Origin of the sequence: Trebonia kvetii (assembly GCF_007827045.1) — a bacterium.
Classification (GTDB): Bacteria; Actinomycetota; Actinomycetes; order Streptosporangiales; family Streptosporangiaceae; genus Trebonia; species Trebonia kvetii.
On record NZ_RPFW01000001.1, the window covers coordinates 1,650,169 to 1,670,406 of the forward strand.

Genomic DNA, 20,238 nt, shown 5'->3' on the forward strand with positions numbered 1-20,238 from the left:
GCCGCTGCGGTAACAGGAAGGCCAGGGGCGAGGGTAAGCGCCAGCAAAGCTGGTTGCCGCTCTCAGCTGACTCGTGGGGGGATCATGAGCATTTCTGAGCAGGTAGACGCCGTGCAAGCGCGGGCAGCGGAATTGAAGAGTTCCGCTGACCAGGCCCGGCGCGAGACGAATGAGCAGATTCAGGCGCACATCAGCCAGGCCAAGGCCGACATCGCCGCCCGTCAGAGTGCCGTCAAGGAGAAAGGCGGTCAGGCTGCCGAGCAGACGCAAAGTCAGTGGAAGTCGATGCAAGCCGATGCGGCGGCGAAGATGCAGGCTCTGCAGGACCGCATCGGCCGCCAGCGCGACCAGCATGACGTGAACCGGGCCGAACGGCAGGCCCAGGACGCGGAGATGAACGCCGCCGACGCGCTGGATTACGCTTCGTGGGCCGTGGACCAGGCACAGCTGGCTGTCCTCGATGCGGTAGACGCCCGCACGTGGGCTGACGCGCGGGCCGCCGCGTCGCCATCGAGCTAGGCAACAAACGTAGCTGGCCGACCTGTCGTGTCTGCTTCTCCCATGTCGCTGGGTAGAGCGTGGCATCGATGAGGGAAAGGGCAGGGCAGAGCGTCGCTTGCCAATGTGGTAGATGCCGCTTTCGTCCGATATTTCTCCGTCTGGAGAAGACCCGCTATGAGCGTGACTGCCAACACTCGCGCAATGCTGCGCGACCGAGCAGCCGCTGTGCTGCACGGCAACGACGCAGGCAGCTGGACCAAAGCGTCACCCGTTCTGTACCCACACCAGTGGAGCTGGGACAGCGCCTTCATCGCAATCGGATGGGCGCACCTGGACGTCCAGCGGGCCATGACCGAGCTCGAGCAGCTGTTCGCGGCGCAGTGGGCGACCGGCATGGTGCCGCACCTCGTGTTCCGGGCGGGCCCAGACCATCCTTACTTTCCCGGACCGGAGTGGTGGGACACTTCCGCCTCACCGGCGGCGCCTGCGCCGCCGGTGAAGACGACCGGGATCTGCCAGCCACCGGTGCACGCCCTGGCGCTGCAGCGAATCTGGCAGCTGACACCAGAGGCACGGCAGCCTGAGATTCGCTCGCGCATTCAGGTGCTGTACCCGCGGATGGTCAACTGGCATCGCTATCTCGCCACCCACCGCGACCCCGAGGCATCCGGACTGGTCACGACCTTTCACCCGTGGGAGGGCACGGACAACTCTCCGCGCTGGGACCGCGCGCTTGAGCGCATCACGGTAGCCAAGCCCGGCCCGTACACTCGCGTGGACACCAGTGAGGTTCCAGACCCGTCACAGCGGCCCACCAACTGGGACTACGACCGGTTCCTCTGGCTGGTCGAACAGCTCCGGAAATACCGGTACGACGACGCGCAGATCTACCGCGAGTACCCGTTCCTGATCAAGGACGTGTTCTTCAGCGCCATCCTCATCGCGGCGAACGCCGCGCTGCTTGACCTAGCCGACGTAGCCGGGGCAGGCGACGACGACCGCGAGCAGCTGACCCGCTGGCTCGACCGCGGCCGCGCAGGACTGGCCAGCCGCTTCGACACTCAGACCGGCCTGTGCATCGACTACGACGTTCGCGCCGGGGAAGACATCCGGCTGCGAACGTTCGCTGGTTTCGCGCCGCTGTTCGCCCGCAGCGCGGACAGCGGTCAGCGCGCTGCCCAGCTGCGGCTTCTCGATTCCGAAGACTTCTGCGGCCATCCGCGCCTGCGCTGGCGCCTGCTGCCGAGCGCGTCCCCCGCCGAGTCGGGGTTCCAGCCGCACGACTACTGGCGCGGCCCGGTCTGGCCGGTCATCAACTGGCTGTTGTGGGAGGCGCTGAACATGCTCGGCTGCTCCGCCCGCGCGGACGAGATCCGCAGCGACTCACTCAGCCAGATCGCCGCCGGGGGGATCGGCGAGTATTTCGAGCCGTTCACCGGCAAGCAGCTCGGCTCGCCGCAGCAGTCCTGGACGGCCGCAGTCACGCTGGACTGGACGGCCTCCGATCACGGCGGCGAACCGAGCTAATCCTCGGTGCTGGGCGGCTCGCCCTCGATCGTGCGCTGGCGGGCAGCCCGCACTAGAGCATGGCGGAGCTCCTTCGCGAGCACTCTATTCGGGCGCCGCAGGCCTTGGCGGGTGCCGGTCCCGGTCATGGTGGCCGGGCCCGGTATCGACACTCCCTCAGGCCCACACCGCCGGCCCTGCCTTCGCCGCGGAGGCGATCATGGAATTCGAAGATCCCAACCGGAGGTCAGACCACGTGGCGAACGCGCGGCCGAATGTCATGGGCTGTCCTCGATGCCGCCTTCGTGGCCGGGCGGGAGGTCAGTTGCTCCGTGAATGGTGAGCACTTGGTCTGCACCCAGGATCGCCAGAATCCTGGTCAGGTGGCTCTGCGGGCGGAGCAGCACCAGCCCGCCCCCAAGCTCTTTCAGGCTCCTTGCGGCTCCTGTCAAGATCGATATCGTCATCGAGTCCGCGAAGCTCAGTTCCGCCGTATCGACCGTCAGGTACAGCGTTCCGGTAGCCAGCTGAGCGGTAATCACGTCGGCGAGCTGCGCGGCGGTGGTGACGTCAGCCTCTCCGGCCACGGTGATCAATGGCCCGCACTCCCCGGCCTCGACGGACACGCGCAGTGTGCCCGCGAGGCTGTTCTTAGCAGCGCCGCGCCCCGCCGCGCCATTCTCGCCGGGCCGCGTGCCCGCGACCGGCTGCGGCTCGCGCGGCATGGTCTTCGCCCGCGCGGCGGCTGGCTGGTTCTGGCGGGTTTCCCTGCCCCGCCCCGGAGAAGGGAGCTCCTGGTCAAAGTCCATGGTCATCGGCGTCTTCTCTGCACTCAAGAGGCCGGTCGGTCTCCTCCAAGCCTGACCCGGACCGCGTAACCTGTCAATAGAAGCACGTGAAAAAATTCATGTGTTTCAACTCGCGTTAACTGACTCGCGTTGCTACGGTCGTGGTATGGAAGCTGACGGGCAACACGGCAGCCGGTGGACGCTGCTGACCGGGCACGGACATGTGCTCGTGGAGATTGCCCGTAACCCCCAGGCCCGTATCCGCGACATCAGCTCCATCGTCGGCCTCACCGAGCGCACCGTGCAGGCCATCGTGGCCGACCTGGCAGCCGAGGGCTACATCACCCGCGCCCGCGTCGGGCGGCGCACCCAGTACACCGTGAACCCCGAAACGCCATTCCGGCACAGCGCCCAGGAAGGACTCCGGGTAGGCCCGCTCCTGGACCTCCTCACGGCCATGGCCGACACCGACACGGCCAAACCCCGCGCGGCCCCCGCAGCCCGCATGACGACTTCACCTGACTAAGAGCGCAACCGCGTGCCGCTGCAGCATGCCCAGGATCCTTTAGCGATCGGCGGCGAAGATCCAGCGTGGGTAGGCCCCCAGGCTGGTCATCACCCTGCCCCTTCTATCGGGTCTACCAGAGCTTGCGGGCCGTCGGCGAACGTGATGGTTAACTGTGACGAAATTCGACCACGTCGCCGTCTTGCATGATGTACTCCTTGCCCTCGATGCGGGCCTTGCCCGCGGCGCGGGCCGCGGTGACCGAGCCCGCGGACATCAGGTCGTCGTAGGAGACGATCTCGGCCTTGATGAAGCCCTTCTGGAAGTCGGTGTGGATCACGCCTGCCGCCTCCGGGGCGGTCGCGCCGATCGGGATCTCCCAGGCGCGGGACTCCTTGGGTCCAGCGGTGAGGAAGGTCTGCAGGCCGAGGGCGCGGAAGCCGGCCTTGGCCAGCTGGGACAGGCCGGGCTCGCCAAGGCCGGCCTCCGCGAGCAGCTCGGCCGCCTCCTCGTCGGAGAGCTCGGCGAGGTCGGCCTCGGTCTTCGCGTCGAGAAAGATCGCCTCGGCGGGCGCCACCAGGTCTTCGAGCTGCTTCTTCAGGCCCTCGTCCGACAGTTCGCCCACGTCCATGTTGAACACGTACAGGAACGGCTTGGCCGTCAGCAGGTGCAGTTCCCGCAGCGCGGAAAGCGAGATCCCGGCGCCCGCGGCGCCGGCGAACAGCGTCTTGCCGGAATCGAGCACCGCCACCGCCGCTTGCGCGGCGGCCGCCGTCTCCAGTTTCTCCGGGTCCTTGGTGAACTTCGTCTCCTTCGCGAGCCTGGGGGCCGCCTTCTCCAGGGTCTGCAGGTCGGCGAGGATCAGCTCGGTGACGACCGTCTCGATGTCGCCCTCCGGCTCCGCCGAGCCCTCCACCCGGGTCACGTCAGGGTCGTTGAAGACCCGGACGACCTGGCAGATCGCGTCGGTCTCCCGGATGTGACCGAGGAACTGGTTGCCGAGCCCCTGGCCCTGCGACGCACCCTTCACCAGGCCGGCGATGTCGGTGAACCGCACCGACGCCGGCACTAGCCGAGCCGAGCTGTACAGCTTCCCAAGGGCACCGAGCCGCGGGTCGGGTACGCCAACCACGCCGACGTTCGGCTCGATCGTGGCGAACGGGTAGTTCGCGGCGAGCGCCCCCGCCTTGGTCAGCGCGTTGAACAGGGTGGACTTACCGACATTGGGCAGGCCGACGATTCCGATAGACAGGCTCACGAACCGCGAGTCTAGTGGCGGACCAGGCACGACCCGGAATCAAGCCGTCCGCACAGGCCACGGCGGTCAGCGGGACGTGCCTAGCCGGCGTTGCGCGGACAGGGGTTGCGGCGGTCGATGACGATGCTCGCCGCCATCACCAGCAGCACCGCGAGCGCCGCGAGCAGCACCCAGTTCTCCCAGGCCGCCCGGTCGAGCACGATGATGAGCGCGGCGACGAGCAGGGTAAGCGGAACCGATGCCGCGCCGGCCGGAGTCGGCGCCCGTGCGGGCGCCTGGAGAGACACGGAAATCAGCAGGGCGAGGAAGTACGCGACCACCGAGGAAAGCAGGACCGTCAGGTAGACCGCGCCGTACCCGGCGGGCAGCCGGGAGGAGGCCGCGGGCACCAGGAGTACGACCGCGTCGGCGACCGCAAGGAGAGGCAGCACGATGGCGGCCTTCGCCAGCACGTAGGCGGTCGAGCTGAGTCCGACGAAGCGTTCGGCGCGCAGCACGCCGAGCTCGTCGCGGACCTGGGGTAGCCCGTAGCCAAGGCCGAGACCGAACCCGCCGGCCACAAGCCAGGCCGAGGCGGCCGGATGACCGTCGAGCGCGCCCAAGCCGATCAGCAGCGCAATGGCGACGAGCAGCGCCAGGGGGAGGCCCGTGAACACCACGCGGGCGGCCACGGACCTGGCGAGCACCGCGGCGTTCCGTCCGGCGAGCAGTGGCAGCTGGCGGGCAGGCCGCAGCACGCGAGCGGCGCGCGCCGTCCCGCGACCGCACGCGGGAACCGCAGCCTGACCGGCCTGGGCGGCCGCGGCCGGACCCGCCGAGCCCGGGTCCCGCTGAGCCGGTCCTGACGGGCCGGCTTGCTCCGCCGCCCAGTTCCGCTCGTCGCCTGGCCACTCATCGGCGGGCATTTCGTCCCTGGCGTGCGGCACCAGGCCGGCCATGTCGTCGTCCGGGTCGGTCGCGGTGAGCGTCACGCTCGGGCTGCCAGCCGAGTGCGGCCCCGCCGCATCGGGCAGCAGGACCGCGGGCCCCGGGGCGGGCGGCGTAGCAAGGGCGGGCAGGAACCCGGCCCTGGTCTGCGAGAAATGGAAGAAGCGCCGCGACCACGCCATCGCGGGATCGCCGAGCCCCGCCAGCCGTTCGTAGATCTCATCGAGGCTGTCCGCGCCGAAGTAGCCGCAGGCGCCCTCCGGCGTGCCGTAGTAGGCCAGGTGCCCCCCGGTGGCCAGGACCGCAACCTTGTCGCAGCGTACGGCGTCGAGCGGCCGGTTCGTCGTGAGCACCACGGTCATGCCCTCGTCACAGCGGCCGCGGAGCAGCCGCATGATTTCGGCGCCCTGGGCCGGGTCGAGGCCAGCCGTCGGCTCTTCGAGGAACATCAGCTCGGGCCCGGCGAGCAGTTCGGCCGCGATGGCGGCCCGCCTGCGCTCCCCCGGGTCGAGGTCGGCGACAGCAACGGCGGCGCTCCGCGTCAGGTTCGCGAGGCGGAGCATGCCGTCGATCAGGCCGCCTGGCGCCCGGATGCCGCGGAGCCCCGCCGTGTAATGCAGCGCGCGGCCGAGCGGCAGCACGTTGGGGAGGGTGTCAGCGTCAGGGACATAACCGATCTGCGATGCGGCGCTCTGCCTGACGACGACGCCGGAGGACGGCGGCCGCAGCCCGGAAAGGGCATCGAGCAGCGTCGTCTTGCCCGATCCCGCGCCGCCGACGATGGCGACCAGCTCACCACACCCGATAGTCAACGACGCGTCACGCAACGTAACGCTCCTTGCACGTCCGCGCTGCCCGATCGCGCGCGCCTCGATGGCCGCCTGCACGCTCCCTATTCTCTCCGGCTACCTCGCGTGTCTACCCTCTGGGTTGTCAGTGCCCTGTCGAATACTGAACCCATGACCGTCTTCGCCTTGCTTGCCGGGATCGCGATCGGCGTCGCGCTCGGCTACCTGCTCGCCCGCAACCGGCTCGGCACCGTCGCCGCCACCGCGACAGAGCGGGCCCGCGCGGCCCAGGAGCGGGCGGCGATCCTCGAGCGGGCCGCGGCGGAGAAATCCGCACTCGCCGAGGGACAGCTCGCGCAGCGATTCGACGTCGAGCAGCTCGTCGGGCCGATGCGGGAGACACTCGCCCGCGTGGAGCGGCAGCTGCGGGAGTCCGACGACGCGCGCATCAGGTCGCACACCGAGCTCGCGCAGCAGGTGAAGTTCACCAGGGAGGGCACGGACCAGCTTCGGGAGCAGACTAGGGCGCTGGTCAGCGCGCTGCAGCGGCCGGAGGCTCGCGGCCGGTGGGGTGAGCTCCAATTGCGCCGGGTGGTCGAGCTCGCGGGCATGGCGGCGCATGTGGACTTCGACGAGCAGGTCATCATCGACGGCGGGCTGCGGCCGGACATGGTGGTGCGACTGGCCGGCGGCAAGAACGTGGTTGTCGACTCCAAGGTGTCGCTCGCCGCCTACCTGGAGGCCGCGTCCGCGGCGGACGAGGCGACCCGCGAGGCGCGCATCGCCGCGCACGCCAGGCACCTGAAGGCGCACGTGGACCAGCTCGGCTCCAAGTCATACTGGTCGGCGCTCGCCGAGACGCCGGAGTTCGTGGTCATGTTCATTCCCGGCGAGGCGTTCCTCGCGCCCGCACTCGAGTACGATCCGGCGCTGCTCGAACACGCGCTCGCCCGCCGGGTGCACATCGCGACGCCGACCACACTCATTTCGATGCTGCGCACCGTCCAGTACGCCTGGCAGCAGCAGGCGCTATCGGAGAACGCGCGGGCCGTGTTCGAGCTCGGCAGGGAGCTGTACGACAGGCTGTCCGGCATGGGCGGACACCTGGAACGCCTCGGCAAGGAGCTGACGTCCGCCGTCGGCGCCTACAACAAGACAGTGGGGACCCTGGAAACGCGGGTTCTGGTCAGCGCGAGAAAGCTCGCGGCCCTCGGCGTCGTGGAGGCCGAACTGACCGCACCAGACGCGGTGGCCGAGACGGCGCGGCCGCTGTCGGCGCCGGAACTCGTCACGGCGGACCCGTTGCCGTAGGCGAAGCACGAACCCGTTCGGAATGATCCTGGAGTTACTTGCGGAGCTCGCGCGGGAGCTGGAAGGACATCCGCTCCTTGATCGCCTCGACCTCTTCGACGTCGCCGAAGCCGAGCGCGGCCAGCTTGCCGAGCACCCCTGCGATCAGTTCCTCGGGCACCGAGGCGCCGCTTGTCAGGCCCACGGTGGTGACGCCGGCCAGCCACCTTTCGTCCATCTCGCCCGCGTCGTCGACCAGGTAGGCGGCGCGCGCGCCCGCGTCCTTGGCCACCTCGACAAGCCGGACGGAATTGGAGGAGTTACGCGAGCCTACGACGATCACCACGTCGCAGTCGGGCGCGATCGCCTTGACCGCGGCCTGCCTGTTCTGCGTGGCGTAGCAGATGTCGTCGCTCGGCGGGTCGATGAGCTGCGGGAATCGCGTCTTGAGGGCCGAGACCGTCTGCACCGTCTCGTCGACAGACAGCGTGGTCTGCGAAAGCCAGACCACCTTTGCGGGGTCACGCACCTGGACGTCGTCCGCACCCCCGGGACCGTCCACCAGGTGGATGAACTCCGGGGCCTCGCCGGTGGTGCCGATGACTTCCTCGTGGCCCTCGTGGCCGATGAGCAGGATGTCGTAGTCGCCGGCCGCGAACCGCTTCGCCTCGTTGTGCACCTTGGTGACGAGCGGGCAGGTCGCGTCGATGGCTACCAGGTTCCGCCGGCGCGCCTCGTCGCGGACCTGCGGCGCGATGCCGTGCGCCGAGAATACGACCACGCTGCCCTCGGGAACCTCATCGGTCTCTTCGACGAAGATGGCGCCGCGCTTCTCGAGCTCGCTCACCACATGCGTGTTATGCACGATCTGCTTGCGCACGTATACCGGTGCGCCGAACTTGCCGAGCGCGATCTCCACGGCTTGCACGGCCCGGTCGACCCCTGCGCAGTAGCCACGAGGCTTTGCCAGCAGGACCCGTCGGTGGGTCTCAGACATGCCTCCCATGGTAGGCGAGCGTGCCGGCCGCTCCGCCAGACGCCCGGCTGTTAGCGGATGACCCCATGCAGACGTGCGGCGTCCGTTTGGTGACGATTTTTGGTACCAAGGTAGAAAAGCGAAGGTCGCACCTTTATTAAGACACAACGGCGCGGCGGTTCCTCGGGCAGACTGGAGCTCTATCGTTTTTCTCCCGAGGAGTGTGTGATATGCGCGTCCCGGTCAACGAGCGCGTGAAGGACGTCCCGGCCTCGGCGCTGCGGGCGATGTTCGCCGGCATTGGCTCCCTGCTTTCGGTCACCGACAGGATCCGCCCGAAGCACGCCGCGCCACAGGCAGCGGCAGAACCCGAGGTCCCCGCGACGGCAGCGACCGTGGCAGCCGAAACCGTGGCAGAGCCAGCGGCTTCCGTCGGCCCTGAGGTCACGGTGGAGTCCGAGGCCCCCGCTGAGCCGGAGGCCGCGGCAGTCGCCGAGGCCGAGCCTGAGGCGACCGCCGAGGCCGAGCCCGCGGCGGTCGCCGAGCCCCAGGCCTCCGTCGGGCCTGAGGCGTCCGCGGGTAGCGAGGCCGAGCCGGCCGCGCTTCCCATCGCCAACTATGACGAGCTGTCGATCGCGTCGCTGCGCGCCAGGCTCCGCAACCTCTCGATCGAGCAGCTCGCCGAGCTCATCTCCTACGAGAAGGGCCACGCGGCGCGCGAGGACGTCGTCGCCATGTTCGAGCGCCGCATCGCCAAGGTCGAGTCCGAGGCCTGATCCCGTTCCTCCGTCCCGGCGTGCCGAACTAGCAGGCCGACACGCCGGGACGGCGGGGCGTACGCCGTGTCGTACCCCCGAGAGACAATTGAGTCATGGCCCTTGAGACATCCGCGGAAGCACCAGTGCCGGTTCGCACCGTGCTGCAGGCTGTCGGCGGCTGGATCGGCAAGCTCGGCCGGGTCTGGGTCGAAGGGCAGATCGCCGAGTGCAAGAAGCGCGGCAACACTGTCTTCCTCACCCTGCGCGACCCGATCGCGGCCGTCTCGGCACAGGTGATCTGCAGCAGGCAGATCTTCGAAGTGGTGAACCCGGCCGAGGGCGCCCGCGTGGTGATCTTCGTCAAGCCGGACTTCAACGCCACCCGCGGCTCCTTCGCCCTCACCGCACTCGAGATCCGTGCGGTGGGCATCGGCGAGTTGCTCGCCCGGCTGGAAAAGCTCCGCAGGGAGCTCGCGGCCGAGGGGCTGTTCTCCAGGGAGCGCAAGCGCCCGCTGCCCTTCCTGCCCGGCGTCATCGGGCTGGTCTGCGGCCGTGGATCGGCGGCGGAACGTGACGTGGTGCAGAACGCGCAGCGACGCTGGCCGGCCGTCAGGTTCCGGATCGAGCAGTCCGCCGTGCAGGGCCCGTACGCGGCCGGCGAGGTCATCGAAGCGGTCAAGAAGCTAGACGCGGACCCCGAGGTCGACGTAATCGTGATCGCCAGGGGCGGCGGCTCACTCGAAGACCTACTCCCCTTCTCCGACGAGTCGCTGCTGCGAGCGGTCGCCGCCTGCCGGACCCCGGTGGTCTCGGCCATCGGGCACGAGCAGGACTCACCGCTCCTCGACCACGTAGCGGACCTGCGCGTCTCCACGCCCACGGACGCCGCGAAGCGGATCGTGCCCGACGTAGCCGAGCAGCTCGCTCTGGTCACTCAGCTGCGCGACCGGGCCCGCCGGTGCATGCGCGGCTGGCTCGACCGCGAGCAGGCGTGGCTCGACGCCACCAGGTCGCGCCCCGCCATCGCCGATCCCGTCCGCGAGATCGAACGCCAGGCCGAGCAGGTGGACGCACTCGCGCGGCGGGCCAGGCAGTGCCTCGACGCGAGCCTGACCCGGGCGGGCGACGACATCGCGCACACCAAGGCCAGGCTGCTCGCCCTGTCCCCCGCGGCAACGCTGCGCCGGGGCTACGCCATCGCGCAGCACGCCGACGGCGGCGTCGTCCGCTCGGCGGCGGAGGTCTCCGGCGGCGAGCTTCTGACCATTCGGTTCGCCGAAGACGAACTGACCGTCCACGCGGATCACGAGTAGGATTTTTCCCGTGACAGATCGTGAAACCATCTCCTACGAGCAGGCACGCGACGAGCTCGCCAACGTGGTACGGCGGCTCGAAGCGGGCGGGCTCACCCTCGAGCAGTCGCTCGATCTGTGGGAGCGTGGCGAGAAACTGGCGGCGATCTGTGCCGAGTGGCTTGACGGCGCCCGCGCCAGGCTGACCGCGGCCATGGCCGCCCGCGAGGCCGAGGATGCGGGGCCGGCGAGTGCCAGGGCCGGGGATCGCGGCCTGCCGGATGACAAGAACGGGGAAGCCCCCTTTTAAGTCACACCTGGGCGGGATACCTTGCCGGCCGCCCGCATTCTAGGCTGTAGCCATGCGCGTGGATATCTGGAGCGACGTCGTCTGCCCGTGGTGTTACGTCGGCAAGGCGCGGTTCGAGAAGGCGCTGGGCACGTTCGAGCATCGCGACCAGGTCGAGGTGGTCTTCCACTCGTTCGAACTCGACCCGGACTTTCCCAGGGAGTCCCGCGGCGAGACCAACCTGCAAATGCTCGGCACGAAGTACGGCATGTCGCCTGCTCAGGCCAGGCAGGCGGAGGAACGCGTGGCGGGCCTCGCGCATGCCGAGGGCCTCGGCTTCGACCCAGAGCGGCCGATCGGCAACACGTTCGACATCCACCGGGTGATTCACCTCGGACTGGCCAAGGGCGTGCAGCGGGACCTGCTCGACGGGGTCAACGAGGCCTACTTCGCACAGGCCAGGCAGGTGTTCGACCGAGCGGTGATCACCGAAGTCGCCGCGGAAGCCGGGCTCGATCCGGCAGCCGTCAGCGAGGTGCTCGACGGTGACGCCTACACGTACGAGGTGCGCCAGGATGAGGCGCAGGCGCGCCAGCTCGGGATCAGCGGCGTCCCGTTCTTCGTGTTCGACATGGCGCTCGGCGTGTCGGGGGCGCAGCCGACTGAACTGTTCACCAGGGCACTGGACCAGGCATGGAACGCTGAGCCCAACTAAGCGTCTGGGCCCAGGTAAAGCGCTGGGCTCGAGGATCGGAGCGGGTAACAAGACATGACTGATGACAACCTGACCGGCGTGCCAGGCACTCCCGAGCCCGCCGACCACGCGCCGAACAGGAACCTGGCACTCGAGCTTGCCCGGGTGACCGAGGCCGCGGCGATGGCCGCCGCCCGCTGGGTGGGGCGCGGCGACAAGAACGGCGCCGACGGCGCGGCGGTCAACGCGATGCGCACGCTGATCAACTCCGTCTCCATGCGGGGCGTCGTGGTCATCGGAGAGGGCGAAAAGGACCACGCCCCGATGCTGTTCAACGGCGAGGAAGTCGGCGACGGCACCGGCCCCGCGGTCGACGTCGCCGTCGACCCGATCGACGGCACCCGGCTGTGCGCGAACGGCATGCCGAACGCGGTGTCGGTGCTCGCCGTGGCCGAGCGCGGCTCGATGTACGACCCGTCCGCGGTGTTCTACATGAAGAAGCTCGCCACCGGGCACGAAGCCGCGGACGTGGTGGACATCGACGCGCCGCCCGGCGCGAACATCGCGGCGGTCGCGAAGGCGAAGGGCGTCACGCCGCAAGACATCACGGTGGTCATCCTCGACCGGCCCAGGCATGAAGACCTGATCCATGCGGTCCGCGCGGCCGGCGCCCGGATCCACCTGATCACCGACGGCGACGTGGCAGGCGCGATCATGGCGGCCCGCGCGGACACCGGCATCGACCTGATGCTCGGCATCGGCGGCACCCCCGAGGGCATCGTCGCGGCCTGCGCGCTCAAGTGCATGGGGGGCGTGATCCAGGGCAAACTCGCGCCGCGCGACGATGACGAGCGGCGCCGGGCGCTGGACGCCGGTCACAACCTCGACCGGGTGCTCACCACCGACGATCTCGTCTCTTCCGAGGACTGCTTCTTCGCCGCCACCGGCATCACCGACGGCGAACTGATGGCAGGCGTGCGCTACAAGCCGGGCGGCGCCACCACGCACTCTCTTGTCATGCGCTCCCGGTCGGGCACGATCCGCTCGATCGTCAGCGAGCACGCCCTGTGGAAGCTCAGCGCCTACAGCGCCGTCAAGTACGACTGAGCGCGAGCAATCCGAGCGCGAGTCAAAGCGCGCGCCCCTGACCTGGACTGAGGAGCGACGACCGAGGAACGAGGGAGGAGCGACGAGGGAAGGGCAGGGGTCCCGAGCGCGCGGCGGCGAGCGCGGGCTAAGGAGTTCTCCTCCAGGGCGGCAGGAACCTGCGGGGGCGCGGCGGGGTGCGGGCGAGCACCTCGCTCGCGACCAGGTAGCCGCGGACCTCGATCACCGGCACGTCCGACGACGTGGGCACCCGGCGCGACGTGCCGCCACGCTGGCGGCCGAGGATGTCGGTGCCGTTCATCACGACCTCGACCCCGGCGGGCACGATCAGCCGCACCCGGCCGAAGAACGCGTAGACGGTGAGCACGACGTGATGCTCCTGCAGCAGCGCCTCGCGCATGTCGAGCACCACCTCGCCGCCGGAGGCGACGCACGTCATCGCGCCGGGCACCACCCAGCGCCCGCGCCGCTCCGCGGGGCCGAACAGCGCCGTGACCGGCCGGCCATCGTCAAGCTGGACCGGCTGATGTTCCGGCGCCGTCAGATCGGCGGTCAGCCCGGCCAGATCGCCCAGCGTCCGCGCGGTCAGAGCCAGCGGCATCCGTTCGGAATACTCCTCATGCGAAAGCCGGCCGTCGGAGAGTGCGTCGCCCAGCAACGCGACGACACGCTCCCGGTCGCCGTCGGAAGCCCGAAGATCACGAGGCGCGAAGCGCGGAGGCATGATAGGACGATACCTTTCCGCCATGACGGAAGTGCTGCGGCGGACCGCAGGGGAAAACATCAGGCTGGTCCGGTTTCTCTACGTCGATCACGGCGGAATTGTCCGGGGGAAATCCGCCGCGGCCGCCCGCCTTGCCGAGCGGATCGAATCGGGCATCGGGCACACCCGGGCGATGATGGCGATGTCGATGGTCGACGAACTGTCCCCGGTCGAGGGAATGGGACCGGTCGGTGAGGTCCGGATCAAGCCCGACCCGGACACGTTCGTCACGCTGCCGTACGCGCCGGGCGCGGCCGCCATGCTCGCCGACCAGGTCAGCCCGGACGGGACCCCATGGGACGGGTGCGCGCGCACCTTTCTCAAGCAGGCGATCGCGGAACTGGCCGCGGAAGGATACGAACTCCAGGCCTCTTTCGAGCCGGAATTCAGCCTTGGACGTCACGAAGGCGCATCGTTTACCCCCATTGACGAAAGCCTCTGTTACTCTGCTACCGGTTTCCACCTGGCGCACGACTATACGATCGACCTCGTCGATGCGCTGATCAAACAGGGTCTAGAGGTCGAACACTATTACCCCGAGCTTGGCCACGGCCAGCAAGAGGTACCCATCAGGCACGCGACGGCGCTACGCGCCGCGGACAACCATGTCCTGCTGCGCGAGACCGCGCGGGCCATCGCGATCCGGCACGGGCTGTGGGCCAGCTTCGCGGCCAAGCCGCTGCCGGAGCAGGCGGGCAACGGCGCCCACCTGCACGCGTCGTTGTGGGCTTCAGGAACCAACGCCTTCGCGGATCCCTCCGGTCAGTACGGGCTCTCCTCTCTCGGCTATCACTTTCTCGCGGGCGTGCTCGCGCACCTGCCTGGCCTAGTGGCGCTGAGCTGCGGCACCGTCAACAGCTACCGGCGGCTCGCGCCGCAGATGTGGTCCGGCGCGTTCGCCTGCTACGGCCCGGACAACCGCGAGGCCGCGCTGCGGATCTGCTCGCCGATCGGTTCGGCAGGCTCGGTCAATCTCGAGCTCAAGCCGGTGGACTCCACGGGTAACCCGTATCTCACCCTCGGCGCGTTCATCTACGCGGGAATCGACGGTATCCGCCGGTCGCTCGATCCCGGCGAGCCGCTGCTTGTCGACCCAGCTGTCCTCGATCCATCGGAACGGGATCGGCTTTCTGTATTCCGCCTGCCGTCTTCACTGGGTGCGGCACTCGACGCGCTCGAGGCAGACTCCTATCTGATGTCCGTGCTTGGGGCGCTGCGGTCGACGGCGTACCTGGCGGTGAAGCGCTCAGAGGCGGCGCATTTCAGCGGCAAGGACGTCGAATACGAGTGCCGCAAGCACTGGCTGAATTTCTAAGCCCGGTGTTTGCGGCACTCGTGTTCCCGCTCTGCTTATCGCTTTGCGGTTGTGATTCCTTCTTGGCTAGGCGAGGGGATCGTCGTCCGGCCGGGTGGTCGCGGGACCGTCGTGCTCGGCGTAACGCTGGCCGGGAATCGGCGCCGGCCCCGCTATGTCGTCGATCCCCTCCCGGTCGGCGCCGGACCGGAAGATGGCCGTGGCCGGCTTGCCGATGACCGACAGCGGCTTGGCGATGTCCTCCAGCGCCTTGCCCTCCGCGTCGACGCCGAAGAAGATCGCGACGATACCGCCGATGATCATCGCACCGGCGCCGACCAGGTAGCCGACGAACAGGCTGTTCCTGTCGGTGCCGTTGCCGATCAGGTGGCCGTACCAGTGCGAGCCGAACGCGCCGAAGAGCTGCGCGATGGCGAAGAACACCGCGATGGCCTTCGCGCGGACCTCCAGGGGGAAGACCTCGCTCGCGGTCAGGTAGCCGGCGCTCGCGCCTGCCGAGGCAAAGAAGAAGATCACCGCCCAGCAGAGCGTCTGCGTGGTCGCGTTCAGCGCTCCCTGCCTGAACAGCTCCGCCGTGATCGCGAGGAGGATGCCGGCCAGGATGTACGTGCCCGAGATCATCTTCCGGCGGCCTACCGTATCGAACAGCCGGCCGAGGGTGAGCGGGCCGAGCAGGTTACCCGCGGCGAACGCGAAGAAGTAGTATGCGGTGCTGGTGGCACTGACGTGGAAGAAGAACTCCAGTACCAGGCCGTAGGTGAAGAAGATCGCGTTGTAGAGGAAGGACTGGGTGATCATCAGCGCGGCGACGAGCACGCCGCGGGTCGGGTAGTGCTGGAAGATCACCCGCAGCAGGTGCAGGTAGCCGATGTTCTCGGTGGGCCGGATCTCCAGTTCCTTGCTCTCGTCGACCGGCGGGAGTTTGCCCGTGGTCGCCGCCACGTGGTCCTCGATCTGCTTGATCGACGCCTCCGCCTCCCGCTGCCTGCCGTGCATGATCTGCCAGCGCGGCGACTCGGGCAGGCTACGCCTGACGTAGATGATGACCAGCGCGAGGATCGGTCCTGCCAGATAGGCGACCCGCCAGCCCCACTCGGGCGTGATGTGGTTGAGCGCCCACAGGGTGATGATCGTGCCGAGGATCGCACCCGCCCAGTAGGTGCCGTTGACGGCCAGGTCGACGCGGCCGCGGAACCTGGCGGGGATCATCTCGTCGATCGCCGAGTTGATCGCGGCGTACTCGCCGCCGATGCCCATGCCCGCGATGATGCGGGTGGCGTAGAGGAAGATGAACCAGTGGCCGCCGTTCGGCGTCACCGCGGTGAGGCCGCTACCGACCAGGTACACGCCAAGCGTGATCATGAACAGGTTCCGCCGACCGAGTTTGTCAGACAACTGGCCGAAGAACAGGGCGCCGATTACCTCGCCGATCAGGTACCACCAGGCGATGTCGCTGACCGCGCCCGCTGACATGTTGAGCGTGTTGTGCAACGTCAGGTCGGGACCGACGCTGCTCGCGATGGTGATCTCGAGACCGTCGAGAATCCACGCGACACCCAGCGCCACGACCAGCTGGGTGTGGAATTTGGACCACGGCAATCGGTCGATGCGGGCCGGTATGAGACTCCGGATGTACGGACTGCTAGTCGTGGTCTCTGACGTAGTCGCCATGTGCGCTCCTTCGAACACTGGCAACCCTGGCGGTGGCGGGCACGTCGGATCTCTGAGGCGGGGTGCGATGAACAGGAGTCACTTCCACCCCTCAGACCCATCCGCTCGCACGGGGTTTTCGGAATTCGCCACCCGCTACCCGCAAGATCCCAGTACACACATGATGACTGTCCGTGACTAGATTTGGTATCACGAACATCTATCTCGTCTGTAACCACTGTGCCCCTCTTGGCGGTGACGGGCTATGCATTTATAGTTAGCTCTGTGAACGATGTAAGTGCCACATCGCAGGCGTTGCCGGCCAAGCCGGCCAAAGCCGAGGCGGCCGAACTCCTCGCCGCGATCGGCGCCGTGCGCCGGGTGGCCCGCCGCGCGGTCCGGGCCTCCGTGCAGGCGCAGGCGCTACCGCCCGCCCGTTCTGAGCTGCTGCGACTTGCCGCGAGGCGGCCGGGCATTGGCGTCGCCGAGGCGGCGGCGGAACTGCGGCTCGCACCCAACAGCGTCAGCACGATGGTCAGCAAGCTCGCCGAGGACGGCCTGCTCAGCCGGGATCGAGTGGAGACGGACGGGCGTTCGGTCCGGCTGACCCTCACCGAGGCGGGCGCCGCGCGAATCGAGCAGTGGCAGGACATCAGGACAGATCTCGCGGGCCGCGCCATCGGGGTCCTGTCCGACTCCGACCGGCGCGCCCTCGTGGCCGCCATCCCCGCACTGACCCGGCTCGCCGAGCAGATGGAGAAGTTGTGAGCGTCAGCGCCGCCTCGATCACCCCTGCCGAGACCCTGACCAACGCCGTCGACTGCGTGGACCTGAGCTACCAGTTCGCCACGCACCTGGCCGTCGACCACGTGAACCTGGCGATAGCGCCCGGGGAGATGTACGGCCTGCTCGGGCCGAACGGCGCGGGCAAGACCACCACCATCAGGATGCTCACCACGCTGCTCAAGCCATTTACCGGCACGGTCCGTGTCTTCGGCATTGACGCGACCGCGCACCCGATGCGGGTCAGGCGGGCCATCGGCTACGTGCCTCAGGCACTGTCCGCCGACGCCAACCTGACCGGCGTGGAAAACGTGGAGCTGTTCGCCAGGCTGTTCGACGTGCCGCGGCGCTTCCGCCGGCAGCGGGTCTCCGAGGCGCTCGACGCCATGGGACTCACCGAGGCCGCCGGGCGGCTGGCAGGCACCTACTCAGGCGGCATGATCAGACGGCTCGAACTCGCGCAGTCCCTGATCAGCGCGCCGCGGCTGCTGGTGCTCGACGAGCCGACCGTCGGCCTCGACCCCATCGCTCGCGGCGTGGTCTGGGAGTACATCGCACGCCTCCGTTCGGAACACCAGATGACCGTGCTGATGACCACCCACTACATGGACGAGGCTGACAGCTACTGCGACCGGATCTCGCTGATGCACCGGGGCAAGATCCGAGTCACCGGTACTCCGGCGACGCTGCGCGGCGGACTAGGAGAGGACGCCACGCTCGACGACGTATTCCGCCACTACACCGGCGACACCCTCGACAAGACCGCAGAAGAAGGAGGCATCCGTGACGTACGCCGCGCCCGGCGCACCGCCCGCCGGCTTGGCTGACGGGTTCATCTCTTCCGTCGGCCGGCTGTCCAGCCGCATCGTGACGCTGTGCTGGGTCGAACTGCGCAAGATCAGGCACGACAGGACCGAGCTGTACACCCGGGCGATCCAGCCGGCGCTGTGGCTGCTCATCTACGGCGAGGTCTTCACCCGCGTGCACGCGATCCCGACGCCAGCGGGGATTCCCTACCTCGCCTACCTGGCGCCGGGCATCATGGCGCAGTCCGCCCTGTTCATCGCGATCTTCTACGGCATCCAGATCATCTGGGAACGCGACGCAGGCGTGCTGACCAAGCTCATGGTCACGCCGACACCCCGCTCGGCCCTGATAACAGGGAAAGCATTCGCGTCCGGCGTCCGCTCGCTAGTCCAGGGCGTGATGATCGTGATCATCGCGGCGCTCCTGGGAGTGTCCCTGACCGCCAACCCGCTCCGGCTCATCGGGGCGGCTCTTGTTCTGGCCCTGGGGTCGGCCTTCTTCTCCTGCCTGTCCATGTCCATCGCCGGGCTTGTGGTGGCGCGGGACCGGCTCATGGGCATCGGACAAGCCATCACCATGCCGCTCTTCTTCAGCTCATCCGCGCTCTACCCGGCGTCGATCATGCCCGGCTGGCTCCAGGTGATCTCCAAGGTCAACCCGCTGACCTACGAGGTCGAGGCCTTGCGCGGCCTGCTCATCGGCACCGCGACCAACCTCTGGCTCGACGCGACGGTCCTGGCGGGCGCCACCGTAGCGTCCATCACCTGCGCCGCCCTCCTCCTCCCCCGCCTAGCCAACCGCTGACCTTTCCAGGCCTCTCCGGGCCGACCACCCGCCCCCTTCTCCGGGCCGACCGCCCGCCACTCTGCTTAGCGGAATGTCTCCGATCACCACTCTGCTTAGCCGAGCGTGCGACATTTGCCGCAAATCGGGCGCAAGCATGGCTGCCAGTTAAGAGGAGTGGATGATTTTGGCCGCCGAGTAAGCAATGTGTGGTCGCCGCCTAAGCAAAGACGAGGGCTGGGCGGTTTGCCGTGTGCGTTCGGTATTCGTTTACTTCGTCATGAAATGAACGCATTATGAGATGGTGACGCAACGTGCAGATTTGGATGCAATACGTAACATGAGGGTTCTCAGCGCGGCCGAATGGCGGCGGGCGGGACTGTCTGATGGACGAATCCGGTCGCTCGTCCGGTCGGGAGGACTGATTCGGGTCTGGTACTCGGTCTACGCGACGCGATCCGCCATCGAGTGGTCGAACGTGAGTCCCGCGCGAGGCCATGCACTCCTGGTTATTGCGGCGGCCGCTTCGGTTGGCCGTGACAGCGTTGCCAGTCATCAGTCCGCCGCGTTGATTCACGGCCTTGACCTCTTTCCAGCCCCGCCGGACATGGTGACTATGACCAGGACGCGGATGAGGAGCAGTGGCCGACGCAAATCTGACGGCATCTTCTTCCATAGGGCGGAGCTGCCCGATGGGCATGTAACCAAGCAACTCGGGGCGCGGGTGACCTCGGTGGCACGGACGGTGGTTGACCTGGCGCGCGTTTCGCCCTTCATGCCGGCGGTCGTGACGGCCGACTCGGCGCTGCGGGAGGATCTCACCACCAAGGCGGCGCTTCTTGCGACCTGTCACGACTGTCCCCGGTGGCCGGGCATCCGGAAGGCACGGCGCGTCGTCGAGTTCGCCGACCCGGGCGCGGAATCGGTACTTGAGTCGTGTGCTCGGGTGGTCTTCGATGAGCACGGCCTGGAGGCTCCGGAGCTGCAGTTCTCGGTGACCGGGCCGGACTTCCGGTACAGCGTGGATTTCTACTGGCCCAGGCACCGGGTGATCGCCGAGGCGGACGGCGCGATCAAGTATTCCGATCAGCGCGCCGCCATCCGGCAGCTGAAACGAGACCAGCAGTTGCGCGATCTTGGCTACAAGGTGGTCCACTTCACGTGGGGAGAGCTCTTCCAGAATCCCGAAGAAGTGATCGCCCGCATCCGCAAGGCCTTCGCATCCCTGACTCCGGTCTAACCACCCAAGCCTTGCGCGCGCAGCGCGCATCGGGGGGTGTGGGGGGTCGTCCCCCACGGCAAAAGACGAGAACAGATCTTGGAAGAGCACCGGAGGTACTCGAACAGGCTGAAGCCTGTTCGAGTGCGACGGCGCCGCCGCTCAGCCTCCGCAGACGGGGGCACTGCGTGGCGAGCAAGTCCACAGCGGACGGGGGCACCGCGTGGCGCAGCGCCGCC

The 20,238-nt window shown here is 68.3% G+C and carries 20 protein-coding genes; 14 read left to right on the forward strand and 6 right to left on the reverse strand.

Annotation, left to right across the window (positions count from 1 at the left end):
• Positions 1 to 84 precede the first annotated feature (84 nt).
• Both EAS64_RS07495 and ggh read left to right on the forward strand, forming a co-directional pair.
• Positions 85 to 519, forward strand: coding sequence for a hypothetical protein (locus EAS64_RS07495; protein ID WP_145851898.1), 435 nt, complete (start codon positions 85 to 87; stop codon positions 517 to 519).
• Between the two features lie 156 nt (positions 520 to 675).
• On the forward strand, positions 676 to 2,028 hold the full coding sequence (gene ggh / locus EAS64_RS07500; protein WP_145851899.1) for a glucosylglycerate hydrolase: 1,353 nt from the start codon (positions 676 to 678) through the stop codon (positions 2,026 to 2,028).
• A 257-nt stretch (positions 2,029 to 2,285) separates the two neighbouring features.
• On the opposite strand, the gene EAS64_RS07505 is transcribed toward ggh, so the two are convergent.
• A complete protein-coding gene (locus EAS64_RS07505) occupies positions 2,286 to 2,822 on the reverse strand; it encodes an STAS domain-containing protein (RefSeq protein WP_222849064.1) in 537 nt (178 codons plus the stop codon).
• 139 nt (positions 2,823 to 2,961) lie between these two features.
• On the opposite strand from EAS64_RS07505, the gene EAS64_RS07510 reads away from it, so the two are divergent.
• Positions 2,962 to 3,321, forward strand: coding sequence for a helix-turn-helix transcriptional regulator (locus EAS64_RS07510; RefSeq protein ID WP_145851901.1), 360 nt, complete (start codon positions 2,962 to 2,964; stop codon positions 3,319 to 3,321).
• 148 nt (positions 3,322 to 3,469) lie between these two features.
• Here the strand turns inward: EAS64_RS07510 and ychF are convergent, their stop codons facing one another.
• A complete protein-coding gene (gene ychF, locus EAS64_RS07515) occupies positions 3,470 to 4,558 on the reverse strand; it encodes a redox-regulated ATPase YchF (RefSeq protein WP_145851902.1) in 1,089 nt (362 codons plus the stop codon).
• Positions 4,559 to 4,638: 80 nt separating this feature from the next.
• Positions 4,639 to 6,312, reverse strand: a complete 1,674-nt coding sequence (locus tag EAS64_RS07520; protein WP_145851903.1) for an ATP-binding cassette domain-containing protein — start codon at positions 6,310 to 6,312, stop codon at positions 4,639 to 4,641.
• Positions 6,313 to 6,444: 132 nt separating this feature from the next.
• On the opposite strand from EAS64_RS07520, the gene EAS64_RS07525 reads away from it, so the two are divergent.
• On the forward strand, positions 6,445 to 7,584 hold the full coding sequence (locus EAS64_RS07525; protein ID WP_145851904.1) for a DNA recombination protein RmuC: 1,140 nt from the start codon (positions 6,445 to 6,447) through the stop codon (positions 7,582 to 7,584).
• A 34-nt stretch (positions 7,585 to 7,618) separates the two neighbouring features.
• On the opposite strand, the gene EAS64_RS07530 is transcribed toward EAS64_RS07525, so the two are convergent.
• Positions 7,619 to 8,560: a 4-hydroxy-3-methylbut-2-enyl diphosphate reductase gene (locus EAS64_RS07530; RefSeq protein ID WP_145851905.1), complete on the reverse strand. Its 942-nt coding sequence runs from the start codon at positions 8,558 to 8,560 to the stop codon at positions 7,619 to 7,621.
• A gap of 209 nt (positions 8,561 to 8,769) precedes the next feature.
• On the opposite strand from EAS64_RS07530, the gene EAS64_RS07535 reads away from it, so the two are divergent.
• From EAS64_RS07535 to glpX, 5 genes are all read left to right on the forward strand, one after another.
• The gene (locus tag EAS64_RS07535; protein WP_145851906.1) at positions 8,770 to 9,315 is read left to right on the forward strand and encodes a DUF8129 domain-containing protein; all 546 of its coding nucleotides are present in this window, start codon (positions 8,770 to 8,772) and stop codon (positions 9,313 to 9,315) included.
• Positions 9,316 to 9,410: 95 nt separating this feature from the next.
• The gene (xseA, locus tag EAS64_RS07540) at positions 9,411 to 10,610 is read left to right on the forward strand and encodes an exodeoxyribonuclease VII large subunit (protein ID WP_145851907.1); all 1,200 of its coding nucleotides are present in this window, start codon (positions 9,411 to 9,413) and stop codon (positions 10,608 to 10,610) included.
• Position 10,611: 1 nt separating this feature from the next.
• On the forward strand, positions 10,612 to 10,899 hold the full coding sequence (locus tag EAS64_RS07545) for an exodeoxyribonuclease VII small subunit (protein ID WP_246115586.1): 288 nt from the start codon (positions 10,612 to 10,614) through the stop codon (positions 10,897 to 10,899).
• A gap of 52 nt (positions 10,900 to 10,951) precedes the next feature.
• Positions 10,952 to 11,593 (forward strand): DsbA family oxidoreductase, encoded by a 642-nt coding sequence (locus EAS64_RS07550; protein WP_145851909.1) that lies wholly within the window; start codon positions 10,952 to 10,954, stop codon positions 11,591 to 11,593.
• A 54-nt stretch (positions 11,594 to 11,647) separates the two neighbouring features.
• A complete protein-coding gene (glpX, locus tag EAS64_RS07555; RefSeq protein ID WP_145851910.1) occupies positions 11,648 to 12,679 on the forward strand; it encodes a class II fructose-bisphosphatase in 1,032 nt (343 codons plus the stop codon).
• A 127-nt stretch (positions 12,680 to 12,806) separates the two neighbouring features.
• Here glpX and EAS64_RS07560 read toward each other — a convergent pair whose 3' ends face one another.
• Complete coding sequence (locus tag EAS64_RS07560; protein ID WP_246115557.1) at positions 12,807 to 13,403, reverse strand: DUF1707 SHOCT-like domain-containing protein; 597 nt, start codon at positions 13,401 to 13,403, stop codon at positions 12,807 to 12,809.
• Positions 13,404 to 13,425: 22 nt separating this feature from the next.
• Between EAS64_RS07560 and EAS64_RS07565 the strand changes: the two genes are divergently transcribed.
• On the forward strand, positions 13,426 to 14,757 hold the full coding sequence (locus tag EAS64_RS07565) for a glutamine synthetase family protein (RefSeq protein ID WP_246115558.1): 1,332 nt from the start codon (positions 13,426 to 13,428) through the stop codon (positions 14,755 to 14,757).
• 66 nt (positions 14,758 to 14,823) lie between these two features.
• Here EAS64_RS07565 and EAS64_RS07570 read toward each other — a convergent pair whose 3' ends face one another.
• Positions 14,824 to 16,428, reverse strand: coding sequence for an MFS transporter (locus EAS64_RS07570; protein ID WP_145851913.1), 1,605 nt, complete (start codon positions 16,426 to 16,428; stop codon positions 14,824 to 14,826).
• 264 nt (positions 16,429 to 16,692) lie between these two features.
• Between EAS64_RS07570 and EAS64_RS07575 the strand changes: the two genes are divergently transcribed.
• From EAS64_RS07575 to EAS64_RS07590, 4 genes are all read left to right on the forward strand, one after another.
• On the forward strand, positions 16,693 to 17,175 hold the full coding sequence (locus EAS64_RS07575) for a MarR family winged helix-turn-helix transcriptional regulator (protein ID WP_222849066.1): 483 nt from the start codon (positions 16,693 to 16,695) through the stop codon (positions 17,173 to 17,175).
• Positions 17,172 to 18,017, forward strand: a complete 846-nt coding sequence (locus EAS64_RS07580) for an ABC transporter ATP-binding protein (RefSeq protein ID WP_246115559.1) — start codon at positions 17,172 to 17,174, stop codon at positions 18,015 to 18,017. The genes EAS64_RS07575 and EAS64_RS07580 overlap by 4 nt, the downstream gene beginning before the upstream one ends.
• Positions 17,974 to 18,801 carry an ABC transporter permease gene (locus EAS64_RS07585; RefSeq protein WP_145851914.1) on the forward strand — a complete coding sequence of 276 codons (828 nt, stop codon included), beginning with the start codon at positions 17,974 to 17,976 and terminating at the stop codon, positions 18,799 to 18,801. Before EAS64_RS07580 ends, EAS64_RS07585 begins: the two co-directional genes overlap by 44 nt.
• A gap of 280 nt (positions 18,802 to 19,081) precedes the next feature.
• Positions 19,082 to 20,020 (forward strand): DUF559 domain-containing protein, encoded by a 939-nt coding sequence (locus EAS64_RS07590; protein ID WP_145851915.1) that lies wholly within the window; start codon positions 19,082 to 19,084, stop codon positions 20,018 to 20,020.
• Positions 20,021 to 20,238 lie beyond the last annotated feature (218 nt).